Here is a 22,718-nt window from a genome sequence, read left to right as displayed (position 1 = left end):
TGATGCCAATCTATTACTGTAACAAGTGCGATTGCGAAACGGAAACAACCTCGCCGTGGGTGTCGTGTAGTCAATGTAAAAGTAAACAGTTTCTCGTTGTGATATCCAGAGAAAAACAAGCGCTGAACACGAGTCGACGTGAGGCGGCCGAGAGAGAAGCTAACCGGCTGAAGGAGGTTGCAGAGGCTAACCGGGAACACAATAAATTGCAGCCAATCGGACAATTGCCAGATCACCTTCTGGAGATGATTTTCGATTTTTTTGACGAGCGAGCGCTGGCGTTGCTGACTCTGGTCTGCCATCGTTGGCCGCCCATCATCGAGCTTATCCGGCAGAGATACATTCCCATGATACGGGCGTATGGATCAACCTCCGGTACGCTCAAGGATGTACTGATCGGGCAAGCGGGTCTTTTGCGGGACAAGACGTCGCTCCAGATGGCGGTTGATCAATTTCCTTATCCTGCCAGTTATAAAGGAAGTATTCTGAAATTCATTCTTGATACAAAAATGAAGGTCAGGCTTTCGTTAGGCACGGAAGACTCGCGAACGATCGCGATTCTATCGAAGAAGGAGAATCAGGCGAAGCTGGTTCGTGGTTTCGATAAAATGCATAATAAAATATGGATTCTGGATGGAAAGGAGATCATCCTGGGATCACCCAATGTCAGCTTTTCCGGGCTGGAAGGCGGGAATCTGGAAAGCTTTATTCTAATCAAAAGCGCTCGTCTGGGAGCGCTGTTCGGCCGATATCTAAAAATGCTGAACGATTCGACGAAAGCTTCCGGGGTGCCTCGTGAATTATTTAATGAAGTTCGTCGGGATTTAGGCATCTACAATAGCGAGCCGCATGGACTGAAAGTTGCGCTGGCGCCGATAATCAATATTACGGATTTTGTGGTTGAGCAATTGTCAGGTGCGACAAAAATTACCGTGCGGCAGTTCCTCATAAGTCATAAGCACTGGAAAGATAGAACGGACTCTTACGATATTGTCGACGCGCTTGCTGATATGGCAAGAAGTGGTGTTGATATAGATATTGTTATTGATGAGGGTTCATTCGACAAGCAGCCATTCGTCAGGCAGGCTGCGCGCACCTTGTATAAGGCAGGGTGCAATGTCTACGTTCAGCAGCCCGTTGCAACGGTTGCTACTCGCGAAACATTGATGCACGATAAATTGATTCTGGCTGAAATGAGTGGCGGCGTAAAAAGAACCTTGATCGGCAGTGCTGGCTTCACTACCAGTGTTATAGAAAACACCAACGCTGAATCATTTGTATCGATTGATTTCGATCACGTCTTTGAAGATCTTATGAAACATCATCGACGCGCAGACGAACTCTACCCAATGAAGCAAATTACATGGACTGCATAAAAGCGTCCGCCGACAACGCTGTGGCTGACCGTGTGTGCCCCGGGCAGTTGTTAGTCGACCATGACTGGCGTTCCCGCTCGAAGGTGCGCCTGAGCTTTCTTTTTCTTCGCGCACTTCCCACGAATGGAGCCGAATTTTTGGTCATCGCCAAAATTTCGGCGACGAATTCAGAAGAGGGCGCCGAGGACACGGCGATCCTCAGCGTGGTCGATCTGTTGCACTCAGCCGTGTTGCCTGGGTTGCGGCATCCTTGCCAGCCGCAATACGATCAGAAAACCTATGAACATCATCACGCCGCCAGCCACCAGGCTCGCGCCGATTGCGGCCCGATAGACCTCCACGATCGAGGCTTGCTGAGCGTGCGGCAACGCGGCAATCGCGCTCAGTCCGTGATCGAGAAAAGCGCGCACATCGAATGTCGTTCCCAGCGTCGCCAGCTTCGCGTTCAGCACGAAGGCCATCACACCGCCCGAAACGGCCGCGCCCAACGAGGCGCCCAGCGAGCGCACGAAGGACATCGTCGCTGTCGCGGAACCGCGGACCGCTTCGGTCACTGAATTCTGCACGATCACGGTTGCGGTGGACATCCCCATGCCCATTCCCGATCCGAGCACTCCCATCGTCAGGAGAAAATAGCCGACTCCGGCGCCCCTGTGTGCGAAGAGGGCAAGCAATACGAGTCCCGCACATTCAAGGCCCACGCCGATCACCAGAATCGAGTTGAGACGTTTGCTGCTACTGGCGAAGCTGCCGCCGAGAATCGACGTCAGCATCATCATGGCGACTTGCGGAAGCGTCATGGCGCCGGATTGAGTGGGCGTTTCGCCCAGCACGAGCTGGTAATAGAGCGGCATAAAGACGAGCGACCCCATCATTGCGAACGACATGATGCCGGATGCGGAAACACAGGCCGCGTACGGCACGATGCGAAAGAGCTTTAGATCGATGATGGGTTGGCGCGCGCGGCGCTCGACAAGGAAAAGCAACGCAAATGCGCCGATTGCTGCCACACCCAGCGCCGCGCGCGCCAGAGAGCTGCCAAAGGCTGCGATATCCGACGCGTTGAACAGCAGCAAGAGCGCAGAGGTAGCGGCGGTGATCAGCGCCGCGCCGGCGTAATCGACCGTGGCGTCGCTTGCGCGAGCGGCGCGCGGCAAGGCGCCGAGCACGAGCAAAATCGACACGATACCCAATGGCAGATTCATCAGGAAAATCCAGCGCCACGACAGGTGCGTCGTGATAGCGCCGCCGAGCAGCGGCCCAGCGACACTGCTGACCGCAAACGTGCCGGTAAAAAAGCCCTGATAACGCGGGCGGTCACGCGCCGGCACGATGCTGGAGACGAGCGTCTGCGAAAGCGTCATCAGTCCGCCCGCGCCGATTCCCTGCAAACCGCGCGCGAGCACGAGCGCGATCATCGAGTGAGCGACGCCGCAGAGCAGCGAAGCGCCCACGAACAGCACGACACTCAGCGCAAAAAAGGGCTTGCGCCCGTACAGGTCGGACAGCTTGCCCAGCAGTGGCGCACTGACCGTCGAGGTCAGCATGAACGCCGTGACGACCCAGGTGAGGTGGGCGAGTCCGCCCAGCTCGGTCGTAATGACGGGTAGGGCGGTCGCAACGATGCTTTGGTCGAGCGCGCCCAGAAACATGGCGAGCAGCAGGCCGATAAAGACACGCCGACGACCGGCAGGTGGCAGAGGCGCGGCTACTGCTGGCGCCTCCAGATTTGTGTGACTGGATTTAGATGATTGCGATGACATCGATATGGGCAGACGACATGGAGTTGGGACTTTAACGCAACCGCCTTCAGACTCGTTCATTCCAGGTGATCGGCCACGCTGGTGTCGCTCGAATCAGGTAAGCAAATGAAAGGAATGAGTTCGGTTTTTGGCACGCGCCGTGCTCCCACAGTTGGTGACGTTAGCGGGAACTTGACGTCGACTGGCAACGCGTTTTTCTTCAAGGGAAATTCAATGAAACGAATTCTGACGGCATTGGGACTCGTGCTCGGCATGGCCTGTCTCCACGTGAGCGCTTTCGCGCAAGAGGCACCACCGCACGATGCGCCACCCCCACCTCATCCTCCCGCGCATCATCATCGCCACCATCATTCGCCGCCACCACCGCCACCGCCGTCGCACCACGATTAACCGGCTGGGCGCTGAAGGGCGCACTTTAGCGCCCAGCCTTCACATGGAAAATTTTTCTGGTCACCTCAATTAAAGGAGCCATCATGCGACCTTTAACCTTGCTTTTCCTTCTTTTTGTCACGTTAATTTCAGGCTGTGCGGCTTATCGAACACATGAAGCCCGCAGAGATACCGGCGAGTTGATTGGATCGAACGTTCTCGACATCATCGCTGCCGTTGGCATTCCTGATAAAACAATGAAACTCGTGAATGCCAATTCACCGGGCGACCGCATGGTGTTGCAATGGAACTTTTCCAATTCGGATTCTGCTTTCGAGATGAACGTGATCGTGCTGGATCTAAAACTCGGTGGGGCAGGTAAATGCAGTATGACGGCCACCGTGGATCGCTGGGGCGGAAAGGTTCTGTCGGTGAACTTCCCGCAGGCACACTCCGACAGCATCAATTCCGACTACAGCGCCTGCGAGCCGCTGGTCGCGGAGGCGCTATCGCATCGGGGCCATACGCCCATCGATTCTCGCTTCGATTCGTTCAAACTGGTGGACGCCTCGAAATGAGCGCTGCAGGGTAACGAGGTCGGCCAGTGATGGAGTTGCAGCAGCGCAAGGCTTGTGACCGCGTGTCGGGCCGCTCGTGTACTGTGGACATGATCGGCTTGCCCCGTGCTGCTGTCTGGGCGCGTCGAGACGAGACTCCCGCGTTACAGTGAAGGGAAAGGCGCAGGCATTCGCCCGCTAGATCGCATTGACGCAATGCTCTTCGACCCAACCCTTTGCGCGCTCACGCGCAAATGAAAGCGCTTCGTTCTCGTCGATGAAATTTTCGTCGAGACAGAGTTCGTGGACATCGTCATCAAACGAACCGTCCGACGCAGGGCTGAAGATCCTCGCGTTCGCGATGATTCTACCGTCTTCGATACTCGCGCACGTGCTGATCAGGCAGGAATGGAACATGAATTGCATGGCGGTCTCCGTAGCGTCGATCGTTCGACGACATCCGCGTGAGCAATTGCCATGCCGGGTGCGTCGCTACACGCAATATGGCCCTGTTCCCGTCGGACTTTGCGCTTTGTCCGCCTGATCAGGTTGCCAAGGTCGACAAGCAGGTTTTTCGTGGAGCGTAGTGATGGTGTCAGCGCGTGATCCAGCATCCCGTCGTTTATCTGGCTACAGGGACCGGCGAGATTTCGATGTCACCCCTGAGCCGCCTGCGTCAGCTGAAGGCGCGAGCGCGCACGATGCGCCGCGCTTTGTCATCCAGAAGCATTGGGCGAGCCGCCTGCATTACGATTTCCGTCTCGAACTCGATGGCATCCTGCTTTCCTGGGCCGTGCCCAAAGGACCGTGCTACGACCCGACGGTCAAGCGGATGGCCGTGCATGTCGAGGACCATCCAGCGGACTACGCCGGTTTTGAAGGCAGGATTCCGGCGAAACAATACGGCGCAGGCGATGTGATTGTGTGGGACCGCGGAACGTGGGAGCCGGTTGGCGATGCGCGCAACGGCATGGAGACGGGCAAGCTGGTCTTCCGCCTTCACGGGGAAAAGCTCGCCGGGCTGTGGGAGCTGGTGCGCATAGCGAAACCTGGCGAGAAGCAGGACCAATGGATTCTGTTCAAGAAACGCGACGAGTGGGCGAGGCCGCTTGCCGAATACGACGTCATCAAGGCAATGCCGGACAGCGTCGTCTCGCACCCGCTCGGGCTTGTGGAGGAACGTGAGCCGAGGGCGGCGCCCACTGTACGTCGCGGTGAACAAGCATTTGATCTGTCGGCCGCCGTGCGCGCGCCAATGCCCCAAAAGTTCGAACCGCAACTCGCGACGCTTGCGCCATCACTGCCACCCAGCGGCGACTGGATAACGGAAGCCAAGCTCGACGGCTATCGGTTGCTGGCGCGTGTCGAGAAGGGCCGTGTGCGACTTGTCACGCGCGGCGGCAACGATTGGACGGCGAAATTCCCGGCGCTCGCGCAGGAGGTCGAGGCACTGGCCATCAAGAGCGCGTGGCTGGACGGAGAAATCGTCGTGCTCAAGGAGGGAATACCGAGCTTCGCCGCGCTCCAGGACGCGATAGAGGGACGCGCCAACCAGGAGATCGTCTATTTCCTCTTCGACCTGATGTATCTCGACGGATTGGACCTCACCAAGGTGCCCTTGTGGGCACGTCGCGCACGGCTCGCGCAACTCGTAGCGAATGCAGGTGAGCGGCTGCGGTTCAGCCAGGATTTCGCGGCGCCGCCGGCTCAGGTGTTCGAAGCGGCTTCGGGCCTTGGACTCGAAGGTTTGATGCTCAAGCGGCGCGATGCGCCTTATGAATCCGGGCGGACGCAGACCTGGCTGAAGGCGAAGTCGCGGCTGCGTCAGGAACTGGTTATCTGCGGGTTCACTGCGCGCGGGGGCAAGGACGGCGAAGTGGGCAGTCTCCTGCTGGGCTACTACGCCCATGATGGTCTGCACGATGCCGGCAGCGTAGGAACCGGCTGGGATTCGCGCACGGCACAGGACCTCTGGAAGCGGCTCATCCCACTGGAAGTGGATGTGCAGCCATTCGATATCACCGTCGCCAGGTCGCGGCGCTGGCCTCGGCGCGCGGCGGGCAGCGAGCGATGGGTCAAGCCAACCCTCGTCGCCGAAGTCGAGTTCGCAGCATGGACGACGGATGGTGTGATCCGGCAGGCGTCGTTCAAGGGGCTGCGCCTCGACAAGCCGGCGAAAAGTGTCGTGCGCGAAGGCGCCACGGCGCACCCCCCAGCGGTACGCCCACAGCTGAAAATCACGCATCCGGAACGCGTCATCGATGCGAGCGCCGGCATCACGAAGGCTGACCTCGTTCGCTACTATGCGAGCGTCGCCGAACGCATGCTGCCACACCTCAAGGACCGACCCGTCGCACTGGCCCGCGCACCTTCAGGCATCACGGGCGAACTGTTTTTCCAGAAACATGCCGAGCGCACGGGCATGCCAGGACTCACGATTCATGACCACAAACTCTGGACGAATCATCCGCCGCTATTGAGCGTCGATACCGTCGACGCGTTGCTGTCAGCGGCGCAGATGAATGCGGTCGAGTTTCATACGTGGAATTCGATCGTGCGTCGCCTGGAAAAGCCTGACCGGCTGATCTTCGACCTTGATCCCGGTGAGGGCGTGAAGTGGAAACGGGTTCAGGAGGCGGCACTGCTGGTTCAAACGCTGCTTTCGGAGCTGAAATTGCGGGCCTGGTTGAAGACGAGTGGAGGGAAGGGGCTGCACGTCGTCGTTCCACTGACGCCGCGACTGGGATATGAACCGGTCAAGACGTTCTCACGGGCTTTCGTCCGACATATTGCGAAAACCATTCCAGAGCGTTTCTCGGCAATATCCGGACCTAAAAACCGCATTGGCAAGGTCTACGTAGACTACCTGCGCAATGGCATGGGGCAGACGACCGCCGCAGCGTTTTCTGCGCGCGCCCGGCCCGGTATGGGGGTTTCGATGCCGGTGGCGTGGGAACAGCTAGGCGAGCTCAAAAGCGGGGCGCAATGGAGCGTTCAAACGGCACGCGAATATCTCAGCTTTCAGTCGCAGGACCCGTGGGCGGATTACTGGTCAGCGCGGCAGTCGTTGGCAGACGCGATAAAGCTCCTAAAATAAATGGACCTGCGCTGCCGCGAGGGCACGCATCTTGCGCCGTAATCCGCTAATCGTTCGCGAGGAGATGGTCATGCCGGCCCGTTCAATCGCCTCCCTGTCCCTTTCCTTCGGGCTCGTCTCCATTCCGGTGAAGCTCTACACGGCCACGGAGAGTTCATCCGAGGTCCGCTTCCACATGCTCGCGCCTGACGGGTCTCGCGTGAAGCAGCAATATGTGTCGGAGAAGACGGGCGCGGTTGTTGACCGTTCGTCCATGAACAAGGGCTACGAGTTCGAAAAGGACCGCTTTGTCGTCTTCACCACGGACGAATTAAAGGCGCTCGAAGACGGCGCCAGTCATGTCGTGGAGATAATGGCTTTCATCCCGGAGAAAGCGATCAATCCGGTGTTCTACGACAAGGCCTATTTCATCGCGCCCGACAAGCGCGGTGGCAAGCCTTACAGCCTGCTCCAGAAAGCGTTGGCTGAAAGCGGACGCTGTGCGCTCGCCAAGTGGGCATCGAAGGGCAGGACCCGGATCGTGCAGGTGCGCCCGGAAGAGGATGGCCTCGTCTTCCAGCAACTGCTTTACGCGGACGAGGTCAGGTCGCTGGCGGACCTCCATATCGAGCGCGTCGAGATCTCCGCCTCCGAACTCAAACTCGCGCTGCAGATAATCGAGCAGGGCGCAGAGGACAATTACGATCCCGCTGCGTACGAGGACGAAGAGAAGAAACGCGTCCTCGCGGCCATCGACGAGAAGATTGAAGGCAAGCAGGTCGTCACGCACGAGCCGGCGGACGAGAGCGCCGCCGGTGGCCAGGTCATCGACCTCATGGATGCCCTGCGTGCAAGTCTGAAGGGCACGGCAAAGACAAAAGCCTCCACGGCGACGGCGCCGAAGCGCAAGCCAGCGGAACCGGTCAGCGATATCTCCGCTGCGACGCCACGCACGCGCAAACCCGCAGCACGCGCGGCTAAGGCGCCCGCTGAAACCCCTGCCAAGGTGCGAGCGCGCAAGTGATGCCAAACGCAGTTCCGAGGGAGATTTCGACGCGCGAGTTGCAGTCCATGCTCGGCGTTTCGCGCCACGTCGTGGCGGGACTGGTCGCTGCGGGGTTCGTGACGCCTTCGCGCGGGCCGCGCCGGCAATACCGGTTTACCTTCCAGGATGTGGTGCTGCTGCGCACCGCGCTGCGTTTGCGTGCTGCGAGCATTCCACCGCGTAAGGTCGCCCAGGCATTGTCGCGGCTGAGGGCCGAATTGCCGGATGAGCTTCCCTTAAGTGGTATTCGCGTTTCGGCAGTTGGTAATGACGTGGCTGTGAGAACCGGCCCGGCGCAATGGGATGCGATTACCGGTCAGATGCTGCTCGATTTCGAGGTCGCCGAAATCAAAGGCGACGTTGTGTTTCTCGACACGGCGCCCGCGCCGCAAGACCTTGCCCAGCAGGCGCAGGAATGGTACGACCTCGGTGAGCAGCTCAGGGAATCCGATCTCGACGGCGCCGAGCGCGCCTACCGGAAAGCCATCGTCCTGTCGCCGCAGCCGTTTTACGCTGCTTACATGGACCTCGGTGCACTCCTGTGCGAGCGTGAGGGTCGATGCGCCGATGCGCTGGATGTGTTCGACAAAGCGCTGACGCATTTTCCCGAGGATGCAGCACTCCATTTCAATCGCGCCATTGCCTATGAAGATCTGGGGCGACTCGATGCGGCGGAAGATAGCTACAGACGATGCCTGGCCATCGAACCTTCCTATGCCGACGCCCACCATAATCTGGCCATCCTGCTGGAAAATCGCGGCGACAAACAGGGATTGGTGCGCCACTTCAACGCCTATCGGCGACTGACGACGTGAGCGCGGAACCTGATCGGAAGGAGAAGAGAGCACCGGCGTGCCGATGCTCCGCGCAACGTTTTGGCCTCAAGGGACGTTATTTCGCGATCCGAATTAGTTTGTGACGTATCCGGTAGCGCATTCGTCGTGCCGCGCGAGTGCGAATGCCGAAATGGCGACGGGTTGAAATCCGCATGTCATGGACGCTTGCGCCACAGCGGGTGATTGATCGCCCATTGCAGCGGCGCACCGGCCCAGCATGCTGTCAAAGCCGGTGCGCGAGGCGAGCATCACTTCGAATGCTTTTTCGGTATCTTCGCTCCCGATTTGCGCGCCTCATTCAGCGCAATCGCCACCGCCTGCTTTTGCGGTTTGCCATGCTTCATTTCTGTTTTGATGTTCTTCGAGATGGCCTCTCGTGATTTCCCTTTACTAAGTGGCATGATCAGTCTCCAGTTGAGCAACGCCATCTTTAGCGCAGGGCACATACCCGCCAGGCTGGCTCCCAAGGGTAGAATGGCCCGGCGATGCACGCCCGACGCGTGGCACCGACACTACTGATACCAAGCGGAGACACGATGAGCCAACTGGACTGGTACTTGACAGCCAATTTGAAGGCGCGGCATCTGAGACTGATCGTTGCAGTCAACGATTTTCGCAATCTGAGCCAGGTTGCATCGAACTCTTTCATTACCGTTCCTGCGGTATCCAAGTCGCTGAGCGAAATTGAAAATGCACTCGGTGTGAAGCTGTTCGAGCGTACGGCAAACGGATTGCGGCCCACGGCGTATGGCGAGTGCGTCGTGCGTCACGCACGCACCGTGCTGAGCAATCTCAATCGCGTGGCCGAGGAAATCAAGGCACTACAGACGGGGCAGGCAGGCAAGATTCATATCGGCGTGCTGCCCAGACTGATCGCAACGTTATTGCCGCAGGCGCTCGCGCGTCTGAAACAGGATTCGCCGCACACCAACGTGTCCATTGCCGAAGGCAGAATGACGACGCTGATTCAGGATCTACGTCGTGGCGACCTCGATCTCATCGTTGGCCGCTTGCCGAATCAGTCGGTGATGGTCGGGCTCGAAGAGAAAGTGCTGATGAACGCCCGCGTCAAACTGGTCACCGGCCCCAACCATCCACTGGCCGCAAAGCGCACCGTGACATGGGACGATCTCGCTGGTTTTCCATGGGTGCTGCCGCCTCCCGGATCGTTGCTCAGGGAGCCGATCGAAAGCCTATTCGCGCGCAACGGTCTGCCGATGCCATTGAATTACATCGAGACATTGTCGACGCATCTCATTCGCGCCTACATTCAATCCAACGACGCCATCGCGCTCTACACGGCGGATATTCAATATCCGTACGCCGCTGCCAACCCGATCCACGTCTTGCCGCTCGAATTGAGTTTCGGCAGGCGCCCGCTGGGTGTCATCTGGAGAGCCGACAAGCCGCTCGTACCTAGCGCAATGTTCCTGCTGCGCAGTCTCGAAGAGGTCGCTCCGTCTCTCGTTTCCATCGAAGTGCCGGACGCAGCGAAAGGTATGGACGCCGCGCTGAATTAACTCGTCCGCATGATCCATGCGGGACGCCGGCTCGCTGGCGTGAGCGCCCATCCCGCCCAGAATGCGCCTTGACCCCGATTTTTCGGCTGTAGATCGCGCATCTCGTCTCCCACTATCCCCGCTGGATTTCCTCATCGAATCCCCCCATCAGTGGGCATGCCGGCTTCGGCGTGCCCGCACGATCGCGGTTTCGAAGCCCGCCGTACCTTTACCGGTTGGTTAAGGCAGACACGAATTTACTCAATCGACTGACGCAGGTCCCACTGGCAAGATCGCAACTCAACAGGCAGTCAAGCAGGGGAGACAAGTCACACTCGATGATGCCCGGTCGCCAGGCCTTCCGGGCGCGCTCCCCTTTGACGCGCGTTGCCAGCGCCCGCTTGCGCGCCGGCATCGCCGCTGCTCGCCTTTCGTTGGCCAATCATCAGGAGAGAAAATATATGTCCGGAAAAGTCCACCTCAAGATCGCTATCGCCGAGCATCCGCATACGGCCGCGATCCGCAACGGTTCGATTCCCATCGAGGGCGTCGATGCGGAATTCATCACGGTGCACCCCCAGATCGGTGCGTTCCGGCGCATGGTTCGCGACCTCGAATTCGACGTCTGCGAACTGGCGCCGACGACTTATATCATCGCGCGCGCATACGGCGCCCCTTTCGTCGCGCTGCCAATATTCGTCGTGCGGCGTTTTCACCATGCCGGTTTGCTGGTTCGGCCCGATGCGGGCATCAATACGCCGAAGGATCTCGAAGGCAAGAAGGTGGGCGTACGCGCGTACTCGGTGACCACCGGCGCGTGGACCCGTCAGGTGTTGATCGACGAATTCGGCGTGGACGTGTCGAAAGTGACCTGGGTCGTCGACGACGAGGAACATGTCACGCAACTGAAGCTGCCGCCGAACGTCATTCATGCGCCAGCCGGCACGTCGCTTGCCGACATGATGGCCTCGGGTGAACTGGTTGCGGGCTTCGGTGCGAATGCCGGGATCGGGCGCACCGGCGACCCGACGGGCGGCTGGAAGGAGGTCGAGGCGAACTATCCGGACCTCATGCCGAATGCCGCCGAACTGGAAGCGGACTACTACGCGCGCACGGGCGTCTATCCGATGCATGGCACGATCGTCGTAAAGGACTCGGTGCTCGCGGAACATCCCTGGATTGCCCGTTCGATTTACGAAGCATTCGATCGGGCGAAGCAGGAATGGCTGAGCCGTCTCGATGCGGGCGACGTGGGGCCAAAGGACAAAAAATATCTCGCGCTGCGCAAGATTGTCGGTCACGACCCGCTGCCGTACGGCATCGAGGAAAACCGCAAGACGATCGAGGCGCTCGAAGCGACCGCATTCAAACAGGGCCTCACGCCGCGACGCATGAGTATGGATGAATTGTTCGTCGATCCCCGCGTCTGAAACCTGCACGGAAGTCCAACATGATTATCGATTGTCATGGTCATTTCACGACCGTTCCGGCTTCATTTCGCGCATGGCGCGCGAAACAGATTGAATTTGCGGACGCCCCACTGAGCGCGCCGCCGCGCTCGGACGCACAGGTGAGCGACGACGAAATCCGCGAAGGCGTCGGCAATGGGCAATTGCGCTTGCAGAAGGAGCGCGGCGGGGACCTGACGTTGTTCTCGCCCATCGCGGGTCTGATGAGTCATCACCTCGGCAACGAGCGAACGAGTCTCGAATGGGCCGAAATCTCGAACGATCTGGTGCGGCGCGTGTGCGACCTTTACCCGGAGAACTTCGTGCCGGTTTGCCAGCTTCCCCAGTCGCCGCTTGCGCCACCCAGCCATAGCGTGCCGGAATTGCGGCGCTGCGTGGAGGAAATGGGTTTTGTCGGCTGCAATCTGAATCCCGATCCGAGCGGCGGCTATTGGCGCGGAACGCCGGTGACGGACCGCGAGTGGTATCCACTTTACGAAGCCCTGTGCGACCTCGACGTGCCCGCGATGATCCACGTTGCAGCATCGTGCAACCCGTGCCATCACGGCACGGGCGCGCATTATCTGAACGCCGATACCTCGGTCTTCATGCAACTGCTCCAGAGCGATCTGTTCAAGGATTTCCCCACGCTGCGCCTGGTTATTCCGCATGGTGGCGGGGCCGTGCCGTATCACTGGGGCCGCTACCGCGGAATGTCGCTGGAACTTGCGGAGCGTCCGCTGGAAGGACTGTTCAACAACATCTTCTTCGATACCTGCGTCTATCACCAGCCCGGCGTCGAACTGCTCACCAAGGTCATTCCCACGAGCAATGTGCTGTTCGGGTCGGAGATGATCGGCGCAGTACGCGGGCGCGATCCGGATACTGGCGAATATTTCGACGACACCCGACGCTATATCGAAGCCTGCCCGGCATTGACCGATACGGATCGGCAAGCGATTTTCGAAGACAATGCGCGCCGCGTTTACCCACGACTCGACCAGCACCTGAAACGCAAAGGTCTGTGACCGGGAGGACGACAATGAAACTCATCGACATTCATCCGCATATCATTTCGGATGACGAATCAAGCTATCCGCCGGCACCACTGTTTGGCAAGCGCTCCGAGTGGTCGCAGGAACGCCCGAATACGGTCGATTCGCTGATCGAGGCCATGAACGCGGCGGGTGTGGAGAAGGCCGCTGTCGTGCATTCCTCGACGACCTATGGATTCGACAACCGTTACGTCGTCGATAGCTGCCGGCGGTATCGCGACCGGCTCGTAGCTGTGGGTTCCGTCGACATGCTGGCCGACGATGTCACGAGCGTGATCGGCAAGTGGGCCGATGCGGGCCTCGCGGGCTTGCGCATCTTCACCGGCGGATCGACAAAGGACTTCGATCCAGGCGAACTGGAGAATCCGAAATCGTTCCGGGCGTGGGACATCCTCGCGGAGCTGAAACTGCCGATGTGCATCCAGACGGGCCCCATCGGACTGCCGCAGGTTCGCATGCTCGCCAGGAAATACCCGGGCGTCGACATCGTGCTCGATCATCTCGCGCGGCCCGATGTGCTCGACGGCGCGCCGTACGCGAATGCAGCAAGTCTCTTTGCGCTGGCCGATCTCCCCAACATCTATCTAAAACTCACGCCGCGCATTTTCGGCGACGTGAAGAAGGGCAACGCACGCGCGGAGACTTTCTTTCCTCGAGTCGTAGAGGCGTTCGGTGCGCAGCGTATGGCGTGGGGCTCGAACTTTCCGACCTCGCCCGGCACGCTGACGGAGATCGTCGCAGAAGCGTTGCAGGGGCTCGATTGCCTGAGCGAAGACGATCGCGCGTGGGTGTTTGGCAAGACCGCACAAAAGCTCTATCCCGCATTGGGTTGATTGCGCATGAATTCCATACGAAGAGAGATTGAACGATGAGCCACACCCGTCTGAACAGCATCATTGGGGCGTTCGAAACCGGCAAGCCGGCTTTCACCGCATTCTCCAAACTCGACAAGCAGAATGCGATCGAGATGAGCGACGCGCCTTACGACGGCATTGTGTTCGAAATGGAACACAACCCGTACGACGTTTCGGCCCTGGGCGACGCGCTTCAATACATGCTCAACCGCAAGCAGATCGCAGAGTCGGCTTCGGTCGCGCCGCGTGTGACCCCCATCGCCCGCATTCCGGCGAACGGCATCGAGATGAATCAGGCCTTCGCCAAGCAGGTGCTGGATCGCGGTGCCTACGGTGTCGTCTGGCCGCATGTCGCGAGCGTCGAACAAGCCTATAACGCCGTGGCGTCGTGTCGCTACGCGCGACCGAAACATGCGCCGCTTTACGAACCGAAGGGCGTGCGCGGTGACGGTCCGGCGACGGCGGCGCGCTACTGGGGCCTCTCGATGGCCGACTACTATCGCAAGGCCGATGTCTGGCCGCTCGCGCCGGAGGGAGAACTCCTCGTGGGGCTGATGTGCGAGAGTACCCAGGCGATCGACAATCTCGACGACATGCTGTCGAATGTGCCCGGCATCGGCTTCATCCTGATCGGCGAAGGCGACCTGAGTCAGGAACTCGGCTTGCCGCGCCAGTACGAGCACCCCGAAGTGCTCGATGCGATGCGCAAGATCGTCGCCACGTGCAGGAAGCATGACGTCGTGGTCGGCCATCCGCACGTCACGAGCAAAAATTACCGGCGGCTGCTGGAGGAGGGCTATCGCTTCCTCATGTCCGCGCCGTCACGCAGCTATGGCGTGGTTGGCGAGGCGCGCGAACTGGCTGGCTATTGAACTCAGGCCAATGAATCTGGACATAAGGAATGGCATCGATGTCTACGACACTTTCCGGTGTGCCGGTGTTGCGCACCAATCTGGCTGACTATCCGGTCACGAAGGCGTTGCGAGAAGGTCGCATTGCATCGGACCTCATGAAGCTCGACTTCTGTGGACCGACGCCCGCGCACAACGGCTTTAAGGCCATGGTGCGCGAAAGCGCCTTTGACGCCGGCGAACTGGCGATCGTGACCTTCCTGCAGGCGAAAGCATACGGCAAGCCTTACGTGCTGCTGCCCGCGCCCATTTCCGGCCGCTTCCAGCACCATTGCGCGGGCTACAACCTCGACTTCGGCCATCTCGATCCGAAGGATATCGAAGGAAAGCGTGTGGGTGTTCGCACCTACACGCAGACGACGGCGCTGTGGATTCGCGGCATTCTTCGCCACGAATACGACGTGGACCTGGACCGGGTCACCTGGATGACACTTGGCGACGGGCATCTCGCGGAGTACACCGATCCCGTCAACTGCGAGCGCTTGCCCAAGGGTTCGTCGATCCCGCAGATGATGCTCGACGGTGAACTGGCGGCTGCGCTGCTTGGCGAAGATATGCCGAAAGACCCGCGCGTTCGCACGCTGGTGCCCGATGCCCAGCAAGCTGCAAAGGACTGGTTTGCCAGGGAGGGCGTGGTCCCCATCAATCACATGTTCGTCGTGCATCGCGATTTGTCGCGCACGCGGCCGGACATCGTGCGTGAACTGTACGCAATGATCGCCGACAGCCGCGCTGCCGCCGAGGGCGTACCCGCGGTGTTTCCACCACTGGGGCTGGAAGCCAACCGCAAAGGCATTCAACTCGCCATCGACTGGGCACTCGATCAGAAGATCATTCCGCACCGCTTGAGCGTCGATGAATTGTTCGACGATGTAACGGGCAGCCTTGCCTGATGCCAATGCGGCCTCGTTTCTCAACGAGGCCGCATTGGCGAAACGATCCGGCAGACATTCGGCCCGCTTGATCAAGAAGTACACGAAAGACAACGTGATTGCCTGACGAAACAGATCCGCTTCGAAAATCGCGGACTTCGGCAATCGCGTCATACAAAATGGAGACTGCTGCGGCTATGAAATTCAGGAGCGTTATCTGCGCCGGCCTGGCGCTGACGTGCGGTACGCCCGTTTGGGCACAGAGTTCGGTCACGCTATATGGCTTGATCGATCAGGGTATCGAGTTCGTGAACCACGCAACGAAGGGGCAGGGTGAGGGATACCGGATGGGCGACGGTACGGCGACTTCGTTCTTTGGCATGCGCGGGACCGAGGGTCTGGGCGGCGGACTCAAGACGATCTGGGACTTGCAGGGCGGCTTCTCTCCGTCGACGGGCGTCTCGCGCCAGGGGCCACGCCTGTTTGGCCGGCAGGCATACGTCGGTCTCGATGGCCGCTTTGGTCGCCTGACGTTCGGGCGGCAATACACCATGCGGTTTTTCGGCACGTCCTTTATCAATCCATTTGGCACCGGTGCACAGGGGCTGACCACGCTGGACAATGGCGTCGCCAACGCGCGGGCCGATAATTCGATCAGCTACCGTTATTTTCTCGGTAGCTTCGAGGCCGGCGTCAATTACAGTTTCGGCCGCGATGGCGTCAATGGCGACAGCAGCGTCGCCACCAATTGTCCGGGACAGGCCGGCGACTGGAAGGCGTGCAAGGAGTGGTCCCTGCTGCTCAAATACGACGCCCATACGTGGGGCGTTGCCAGTTCCTATGAGCGCGACTACGGTGGCCCTTCAGTCACGTATGGCGGCCTGACGTCGGCCAGTCTGACCGATAGCCGTTTCACGCTGGGCGGATATGTGCAACTCTTCGGGGCGAAATTCGGCCTGGGCTGGCTCGAACGTATCAATGAGGCCATTTCGACTCCGCGCAGCAATCTGGTCTGGTTGACCGGAACCGTACCAGTCGGGCCGGCCTTTTCTATCGACGGCATGCTCGCGCAGATCAAATACGAGCATTCGCCGAACAAGGCGGTAGCGATCGTCCTGCGCGGCGAATACTTTCTTTCGAAGAGCACCTTCCTCTACGTGACCGGCGAACACATCAGCAATGGCGGAACGCTCGCCTTTGCCGCGACGACGCTCACGCCCGTGCCCACGCCGGCTCCCGGCGGCTCGCAGATTTCGGTCATCGCGGGCATCAGGCATACATTCTGAGCGCGACACGAAGGCGTCCATAACGAGAAGCGCAGGGCAGGCGGGGACATGCTGATGCCCCCGCTCTGGCGCGTTCAATCAGGCCAGTGCGCGGCGGCATGCGCCGCAGACATATCGGCTAACTCGTCGAAAGGCTGCTTGCGGCCGAGCGTGCCCAGACCGACGTACATGTCCTGCAAATAGTTCACGTCTTCATGACTCAAGGCGAGATTCCGGGACCAGGGGCGCTGCTGCTGGTTGAATGTCCAGACCGCCTCGGCCGATGCGGGTTGAAAAGGCTTTTGTGCCTGTGCTTGCGCTTGTTTGCGCGCCGCGAAGAACGCGTCGCGCGATTCGGCTGTCATCAGGAAATCGTACAGCGCCCCATACGCGGCCATGACGGCAACCAGTTGATCGTGTTGTTGTGCAATCGCGTAGGTCGATGCATAGGCGGTCTGATACACGCACTGGGGTAGCGCCTGCCACATGGCCGATTCGGGTATCGGCACGAGACCGCCGGCGGCATCGAGATGCGAAATGCTCGCGCAGCAGGCGTCGGCCTCGCCACGCACGACGGCGTCGTAGCACTCATCGTTGCTGCCTTTGTCGACGAAGCGAATGCGCTGTGCGTCGATGCGTTTTTCCTTGAGCAGTTGCAGGACCAACGTGTTCAACAAACCCATTCGTGGCCCAACGGCGACGACCTTTCCCTCCAGCCCGGCGAGATCGACGATTGCGTTTGGCTTCGCAAACAGCGTGAGATCGATCTTTCTCATGCCCGCACCAATGAGCTTGAGCGGGGCGCCTCGCTCGATGCGCTGTAGCACGAGGTTGTAGGCGGACACCATGCAGACATCGGCTTCTCCCGCAACGATCGCGTCGAATGGCCCCGCGGCGCCCGGCGCTTCGACAATGGTCGCGTGTGCGCCGAAGCGGCTGAAATAGCCTTGCTGCGTCATTATCGTGTTGAGCGTGGCGTTCTCGAGCCCGGGATTGCTGGCAATGCGGATTGCCTTCGTGGAGGCGCGAGCGACAGAAGGCGCTGCCACGGCGCCAGCCGCGAGGCCGAGGCCGACCAGACCGGCGCCGCACAGGAAACGCCGGCGAGCGTTGGGTGAATTCATGCGTTGTCTCCATGCGCCGTCATGTCGGCGCTCTTGTGTAATGGGCGGGTGAACGGGTTGGCGAACAGCCGTTCGCGACGATCTTGCCAGCGCGACGATCGGCGGTCGATTGAGTAAAACGGCATCGCACTTAACGAATCGGTCAACCCTGGCACTCGAGCGGTGTCGGAGCGTCTTAACCGTTTGCTCAAAGGGCGAGCCATTTTTCTCAATTGACCGAAATCTGTACGCTGGCAAAATTCAGTTCAAGACGTTCGACAAACACACGGAGACGACGTGATCCTCGATCGATTCGACTGGCGGCCCGATGTCGTCACGAAGCAGATCGCAAAGCGGATCGCGTAGCACTATCTGGAGATGTAAGCGCTCATGAATCGCAGAACCGCACTATGCACCCTGGCCGCCCTGGCGGGCGTGGCCACAACCGCGGTCGCCGGAACGTCATCGGCATCGGCTCAGACGGTCGAAGGGTTCTACCGTGACAAGACACTCACGCTGCTCGTCAGCGCAGACGCAGGCACACCAACGGATATCATCGCGCGCCAGTTCGCACGCTTTTTCGTGAAGTACATTCCGGGCCAGCCGCGCGCCGTGGTGATGAACGTGATCGGCGCGGGAGGCATGGTCGCGGCGGCGTCGCTGCAGTCACGCCAGCCGAACGACGGCACGGTGATCGGCTTTCTTCAACGCAACAACCTGTATCTTCCATTGCTCGATGAGCGCCAGAACCGCTTCGATCCGCGCAAGGTACGCTGGCTCGGCAGCCTCGACAAGGTCGAATACTGCATCGTCGCGATGACGCGCGCCGGGGCGACCCGCAGCGCCGATCTGTTCAAAAAGAAGCTGTATATCGGCGCAACCGGTTATGCCAACGAGGACCGCACGCTGCCCGAGCTCCTCAACACCTGGCTGGGTACGAAGCTGAGCATCGTGCCCGGCTACACGGGCCGAGGCGAGGTGTATCTCGCGATGCAGCGGGGCGAACTGGACGGCTGGGCTTCGACGATAGACGGGTTGCAACAGGGCGAACCGGCGCGCTTGCTCGCCGAAGGCAAGATGAAAGTGTTGCTGCATCTTGGCTGGACGAGTCCGGCGCCATTCGCCGACGTGCCGAATCTCAGCGCCTATATCACGCGGCCAGACGTCAAGGCGCTGTTCGATCTCTTTCTCGCACCGTTTGCGGCCGGACGGCCGCTCGCCGTGCCTGGTGACGTTCCTGCGGACCGGCTGGCCGCTTTGCGCTCCGCATTCGCCAAAACGATCGTGGACCCTGATTTCATCGACGTCATGACGCGCACGGGATATCCGATCGATCCGATCGACGGCAGCGCGGTCGAGCAAATCGTGACGCGGCTCTATGCGACGCCCCAGGCGCAAATCGTGAGCGCCCGCCAGATCATTTTTAGCGGCGGCTAGCAGGGTATAGCCGGCTTTTAGCCGGGCATCAGACGCGCGCGCCCGCGCGCGTATTCGACTCGTTTGAATTCCATACAGAACGTCTTTTACCTGACGTGGCTGCGTCACGTCTATTCGTCGCGAGGTTAATGCAATATGAAGCCCGAAATCATCGATATTCATCCCCACATTATTTCCACCGATACCGAGCGCTACCCGATCGCACCGCAACATGGCCATCGCTCGAACTGGTCGGCGAAGCGTCCCGTGACGTTCGAGCAATTGAGCGCCGAAATGGACGAGGCCGGCGTAGCCAAAGCGGCCATCGTGCATTCATCCACGACGTACGGGCACAACAACGCCTACGTGGCCGATTGCGTTGCGCAGCAACCCGGGCGATTCACCGGCGTCTATTCGTTCGACCTGTTGGCGGCCGACGCGCTAAAAACCTTCGACTACTGGCTGGCTCACGGCATGGGCGGGATTCGCCTCTTCACGGGTGGCGCAACGCATCAGGGAGACGGGAGCTGGCTCGTCAATCCCGCTACGTTCCCTGTCTGGGAGCGCTGCGCCGAAATCGGCATGACGATGGCGGTGCAGACCACGCCCGCCGGACTCTCGATGGTGGCGGAGCTCGCCCAGCGCTTTCCTGGCGTGAGTATCGTGCTCGATCACTGCGCGCGGCCGGTGATCGAAGATGGGCCGCCGTACGAAGCCTGCGCCGCGCTATTCGCGCTGTCGGCCTTCGATAACGTGTATATGAAAATCACGCCGCGCACCTTCGATCTGGCGCAGGCCGCGCCGGGCGGCGCCGAGCCCTTTTTTGCGCGCCTCGTCGAGGTGTTTGGCGCCGATCATCTCGCCTTTGGTTCGAACTATCCGGCATCGGCCGGGCCGCTCAAGACGCTGGTCGATCAAGGGCACGCATGCTTCGCCGGACTCAGCGACGAAGCGCGCCGCTGGATCTGGGGAGGGACAGCGCTACGCCTTTATCCCATGCTGGCTGAATCGACACCGCAAAGAATCAGCGCGGCTGCGCGGTGATCGTGCATGATGTGAGGCAAGAGCGTTTGTCGTAGTCGATAGCAGGTAAGAATGTGAACCTGCTGAGGTTGCCAGCTAATCAGGATGACTTATGGATTTTTTCAACGATGCAACACTGACGGCGGCGGGTCATGCGCTTACGACCCTTCTGCAGTTCAACCGGCTGATATTTCTCTGGTTCGGTGTGGCAGTCGGGCTCGCAATCGGACTGTTGCCGGGCATCGGCGGCCTCACCGGGTTTGCACTGCTGGTTCCTTTCACTTACACGATGGATCCTTACGCGGCGTTTGCGATGCTGCTCGGCATGGCGTCGGTCATCACGACCTCGGACGTCATCCCGGCTGTGCTGTTCGGCGTGCCCGGGCACGCCGCATCGCAGGCAACCGTACTCGACGGGCTGCCGATGACCCGGCGCGGCGAGGCCGCGCGCGCGTTGAGCGCGTGCTATACCTCATCGTTGTTCGGCGGCCTGATCGGCGCGCTCATTCTTGCCGTCTCGCTGCCGCTCGTGAGGCCATTCGTGCTGTCGATCGGCACGCCGGAAATGTTGGGCCTGACGATCTTCGGCATCTCGATGGTAGCGGCGCTGTCCGGTAATGCGCCGTTGAAAGGACTGGTCGCCGCGAGCTTCGGCATTCTGGTGGGCATGATCGGCACCAATGTCGAAACCGGGCAGATGCGCTGGACGGGCGGCCTGCTGTATCTGCAGGACGGTATTCCGATTGTGCCGATCATCCTCGGAATCTTCGCGTTGCCCGAACTATGCGAACTGGCAATTCGTCGTACTGCGATCGCCGAGGGCGTGCGCTTCAGTTCGCGCGAGGGCATGCGCCAGGGTTTCGTCGATAGCCTGAAGAACTGGTTCCTCGTGCTGCGTTGCGGCGGGCTGGGCGCCATTCTCGGCGCCATTCCGGGCATCACAGGCGCGGTCACCGACTGGATCGCCTACGGTCACGCGCTGCAGACCTCTAAAGGCGCGAAAGACACGTTCACGAAGGGGGATGTGCGTGGCGTCATCGCACCGGAGGCGGCCAACAACGCGCGCGAAGGCGGCAGTCTGGTGCCCATGCTGTCGTTTGGCGTGCCCGGCGGCGCGGCGCAGGCCATCCTGCTCGGCGCCATGATGGTTCACGGCTTCATTCCCGGCCCGGACATGTTGACCCGACATCTCGATGTGACTTATTCGATGGTGTGGTCGATCGCGCTCGCCAATATCTTCGGGGCCGGCCTGTGTTTTCTGCTCAGCGGTCAATTCGCGAAGGTCTCGACGTTGCGTTATACGCTGATTCTCCCCGTGATCATGCCGGTGATCTACGTCGGTGCGTTTCAGGGCTCGCGTAGCTGGGGAGATCTGATCGTATTGTTGATTGCGGGGCTGATCGGCTGGACCATGAAGCGCCTCAAGTGGACACGGCCGCCGCTGATTCTGGGTCTGGTGCTCGGCGTGCTGATGGAGCGCTATATGTCGATCTCCTTCATGCGCTATGGGGCGCATTGGCTCGCCCGGCCGGTCGTGATCGTATTGCTGTCGCTTGCCGCGATGGTCTTTCTCAAACCGCTGTTCAAACTCCTGCGTCAAGGCGGCCTGGCGCACTTGCGTCCGAGTGGGCGAGTCGTGTTCAAGACAGAAGACCTGGTGTATGTGTTTTTCATCGGCATAGGTCTTTATATGCTGGTGACGGCGCAGGGATGGATGTTGATGGCACGAATCGGGCCGACAGTTGTCGCAAGCATTCTCGTCCTCGCGGGGAGCCTGAGCCTTGCCTATAAAGTGCTGGTGCTATCGGCGGAAAACGGCGTGGTACAAGCGGGCGGCATTCATATGGATATCTCCAGCGATCACGGCGATCCCTTGCCGAATCGACTGGTCTTGTTGCGCGCGCTAGGATTCTTCGGCTGGTTCCTCGGCTTTCTCGCGTCGATGTCCTTGATCGGCATGATCCCGACGGTGCCCATCATGATTGTCGCGTTCATGCGGGTGGAAGGCCGCGAATCGTGGCGGCTGAGCCTGATTCTCGCCGCGTGCGTGACGGTATTTCTGTTTGTCGTGTTCGACCAGATCATTCACATTCCCTGGCCGAGTAGCTTCCTCGGTCAATGGTTTCCCGCACTGGACGCCTGAAGCAATAACACCTTCCGCTGTCCAGTCGGCATCCAACCCGGCGCGCCCCGCTTGATTCGCTGTACGCAGCGCAGGTCGCGTCGCGTTTTTATCGCGCAGAAGCCATG

20 protein-coding genes are annotated in these 22,718 nt (G+C 60.0%); 15 read left to right on the top strand and 5 right to left on the bottom strand.

What is annotated here, in order from left to right; translation table 11 throughout:
• Positions 1–2: 2 nt before the first annotated feature.
• Positions 3–1,376, top strand: a complete 1,374-nt coding sequence (locus U5782_RS12180) for a phospholipase D-like domain-containing protein (protein WP_322044070.1) — start codon at positions 3–5, stop codon at positions 1,374–1,376.
• A 221-nt stretch (positions 1,377–1,597) separates the two neighbouring features.
• Here the strand turns inward: U5782_RS12180 and U5782_RS12175 are convergent, their stop codons facing one another.
• Both U5782_RS12175 and U5782_RS12170 read right to left on the bottom strand, forming a co-directional pair.
• A complete protein-coding gene (locus U5782_RS12175) occupies positions 1,598–3,040 on the bottom strand; it encodes an MDR family MFS transporter (protein ID WP_322044320.1) in 1,443 nt (480 codons plus the stop codon).
• A 155-nt stretch (positions 3,041–3,195) separates the two neighbouring features.
• Positions 3,196–3,393, bottom strand: a complete 198-nt coding sequence (locus U5782_RS12170; protein WP_322044069.1) for a hypothetical protein — start codon at positions 3,391–3,393, stop codon at positions 3,196–3,198.
• Between the two features lie 219 nt (positions 3,394–3,612).
• Between U5782_RS12170 and U5782_RS12165 the strand changes: the two genes are divergently transcribed.
• Positions 3,613–4,086 (top strand): hypothetical protein, encoded by a 474-nt coding sequence (locus U5782_RS12165; protein WP_322044068.1) that lies wholly within the window; start codon positions 3,613–3,615, stop codon positions 4,084–4,086.
• Positions 4,087–4,263: 177 nt separating this feature from the next.
• On the opposite strand, the gene U5782_RS12160 is transcribed toward U5782_RS12165, so the two are convergent.
• Positions 4,264–4,491 carry a hypothetical protein gene (locus tag U5782_RS12160; protein ID WP_322044067.1) on the bottom strand — a complete coding sequence of 76 codons (228 nt, stop codon included), beginning with the start codon at positions 4,489–4,491 and terminating at the stop codon, positions 4,264–4,266.
• 163 nt (positions 4,492–4,654) lie between these two features.
• On the opposite strand from U5782_RS12160, the gene ligD reads away from it, so the two are divergent.
• The 3 genes from ligD to U5782_RS12145 all read left to right on the top strand — a co-directional run bounded on the left by ligD (position 4,655) and on the right by U5782_RS12145 (position 9,001).
• Positions 4,655–7,162: a DNA ligase D gene (gene ligD, locus U5782_RS12155; protein ID WP_322044066.1), complete on the top strand. Its 2,508-nt coding sequence runs from the start codon at positions 4,655–4,657 to the stop codon at positions 7,160–7,162.
• A 70-nt stretch (positions 7,163–7,232) separates the two neighbouring features.
• Positions 7,233–8,165 carry a Ku protein gene (locus U5782_RS12150; RefSeq protein ID WP_322044065.1) on the top strand — a complete coding sequence of 311 codons (933 nt, stop codon included), beginning with the start codon at positions 7,233–7,235 and terminating at the stop codon, positions 8,163–8,165.
• The gene (locus tag U5782_RS12145) at positions 8,165–9,001 is read left to right on the top strand and encodes a tetratricopeptide repeat protein (RefSeq protein WP_415914308.1); all 837 of its coding nucleotides are present in this window, start codon (positions 8,165–8,167) and stop codon (positions 8,999–9,001) included. The genes U5782_RS12150 and U5782_RS12145 overlap by 1 nt, the downstream gene beginning before the upstream one ends.
• A 269-nt stretch (positions 9,002–9,270) precedes the next feature.
• Here U5782_RS12145 and U5782_RS12140 read toward each other — a convergent pair whose 3' ends face one another.
• A complete protein-coding gene (locus U5782_RS12140; RefSeq protein WP_322044063.1) occupies positions 9,271–9,423 on the bottom strand; it encodes a DUF6496 domain-containing protein in 153 nt (50 codons plus the stop codon).
• A gap of 135 nt (positions 9,424–9,558) precedes the next feature.
• Here U5782_RS12140 and U5782_RS12135 point away from each other — a divergent pair, with 135 nt between their 5' ends.
• The 7 genes from U5782_RS12135 to U5782_RS12105 all read left to right on the top strand — a co-directional run bounded on the left by U5782_RS12135 (position 9,559) and on the right by U5782_RS12105 (position 16,947).
• On the top strand, positions 9,559–10,542 hold the full coding sequence (locus tag U5782_RS12135) for a LysR substrate-binding domain-containing protein (protein WP_322044062.1): 984 nt from the start codon (positions 9,559–9,561) through the stop codon (positions 10,540–10,542).
• Between the two features lie 440 nt (positions 10,543–10,982).
• Positions 10,983–11,951: an ABC transporter substrate-binding protein gene (locus U5782_RS12130; protein WP_322044061.1), complete on the top strand. Its 969-nt coding sequence runs from the start codon at positions 10,983–10,985 to the stop codon at positions 11,949–11,951.
• 20 nt (positions 11,952–11,971) lie between these two features.
• Positions 11,972–12,997, top strand: a complete 1,026-nt coding sequence (locus U5782_RS12125; protein WP_322044060.1) for an amidohydrolase family protein — start codon at positions 11,972–11,974, stop codon at positions 12,995–12,997.
• A 14-nt stretch (positions 12,998–13,011) separates the two neighbouring features.
• The gene (locus U5782_RS12120) at positions 13,012–13,857 is read left to right on the top strand and encodes an amidohydrolase family protein (protein ID WP_322044059.1); all 846 of its coding nucleotides are present in this window, start codon (positions 13,012–13,014) and stop codon (positions 13,855–13,857) included.
• A 35-nt stretch (positions 13,858–13,892) separates the two neighbouring features.
• Positions 13,893–14,750 carry an HpcH/HpaI aldolase family protein gene (locus U5782_RS12115; protein WP_322044058.1) on the top strand — a complete coding sequence of 286 codons (858 nt, stop codon included), beginning with the start codon at positions 13,893–13,895 and terminating at the stop codon, positions 14,748–14,750.
• A gap of 38 nt (positions 14,751–14,788) precedes the next feature.
• Entirely contained in the window at positions 14,789–15,682 is an 894-nt protein-coding gene (locus U5782_RS12110; RefSeq protein WP_322044057.1) for a phosphate ABC transporter substrate-binding protein, read from the top strand.
• A 158-nt stretch (positions 15,683–15,840) separates the two neighbouring features.
• Complete coding sequence (locus tag U5782_RS12105) at positions 15,841–16,947, top strand: porin (protein WP_322044056.1); 1,107 nt, start codon at positions 15,841–15,843, stop codon at positions 16,945–16,947.
• 74 nt (positions 16,948–17,021) lie between these two features.
• Here U5782_RS12105 and U5782_RS12100 read toward each other — a convergent pair whose 3' ends face one another.
• Positions 17,022–18,050: an ABC transporter substrate-binding protein gene (locus U5782_RS12100; protein WP_322044055.1), complete on the bottom strand. Its 1,029-nt coding sequence runs from the start codon at positions 18,048–18,050 to the stop codon at positions 17,022–17,024.
• Positions 18,051–18,419: 369 nt separating this feature from the next.
• On the opposite strand from U5782_RS12100, the gene U5782_RS12095 reads away from it, so the two are divergent.
• The 3 genes from U5782_RS12095 to U5782_RS12085 all read left to right on the top strand — a co-directional run bounded on the left by U5782_RS12095 (position 18,420) and on the right by U5782_RS12085 (position 22,611).
• Complete coding sequence (locus tag U5782_RS12095; protein ID WP_322044054.1) at positions 18,420–19,466, top strand: hypothetical protein; 1,047 nt, start codon at positions 18,420–18,422, stop codon at positions 19,464–19,466.
• A gap of 135 nt (positions 19,467–19,601) precedes the next feature.
• Complete coding sequence (locus tag U5782_RS12090) at positions 19,602–20,489, top strand: amidohydrolase family protein (RefSeq protein WP_322044053.1); 888 nt, start codon at positions 19,602–19,604, stop codon at positions 20,487–20,489.
• Between the two features lie 91 nt (positions 20,490–20,580).
• The gene (locus U5782_RS12085) at positions 20,581–22,611 is read left to right on the top strand and encodes a tripartite tricarboxylate transporter permease (RefSeq protein WP_322044052.1); all 2,031 of its coding nucleotides are present in this window, start codon (positions 20,581–20,583) and stop codon (positions 22,609–22,611) included.
• Positions 22,612–22,718 lie beyond the last annotated feature (107 nt).

The organism is Paraburkholderia sp. J67 (genome assembly GCF_905220265.1).
In the GTDB taxonomy this organism is placed as follows: domain Bacteria; phylum Pseudomonadota; class Gammaproteobacteria; order Burkholderiales; family Burkholderiaceae; genus Paraburkholderia.
Note: the sequence above shows the minus strand (reverse complement) of the source record. Positions and strands in the feature narration are given on the sequence as shown.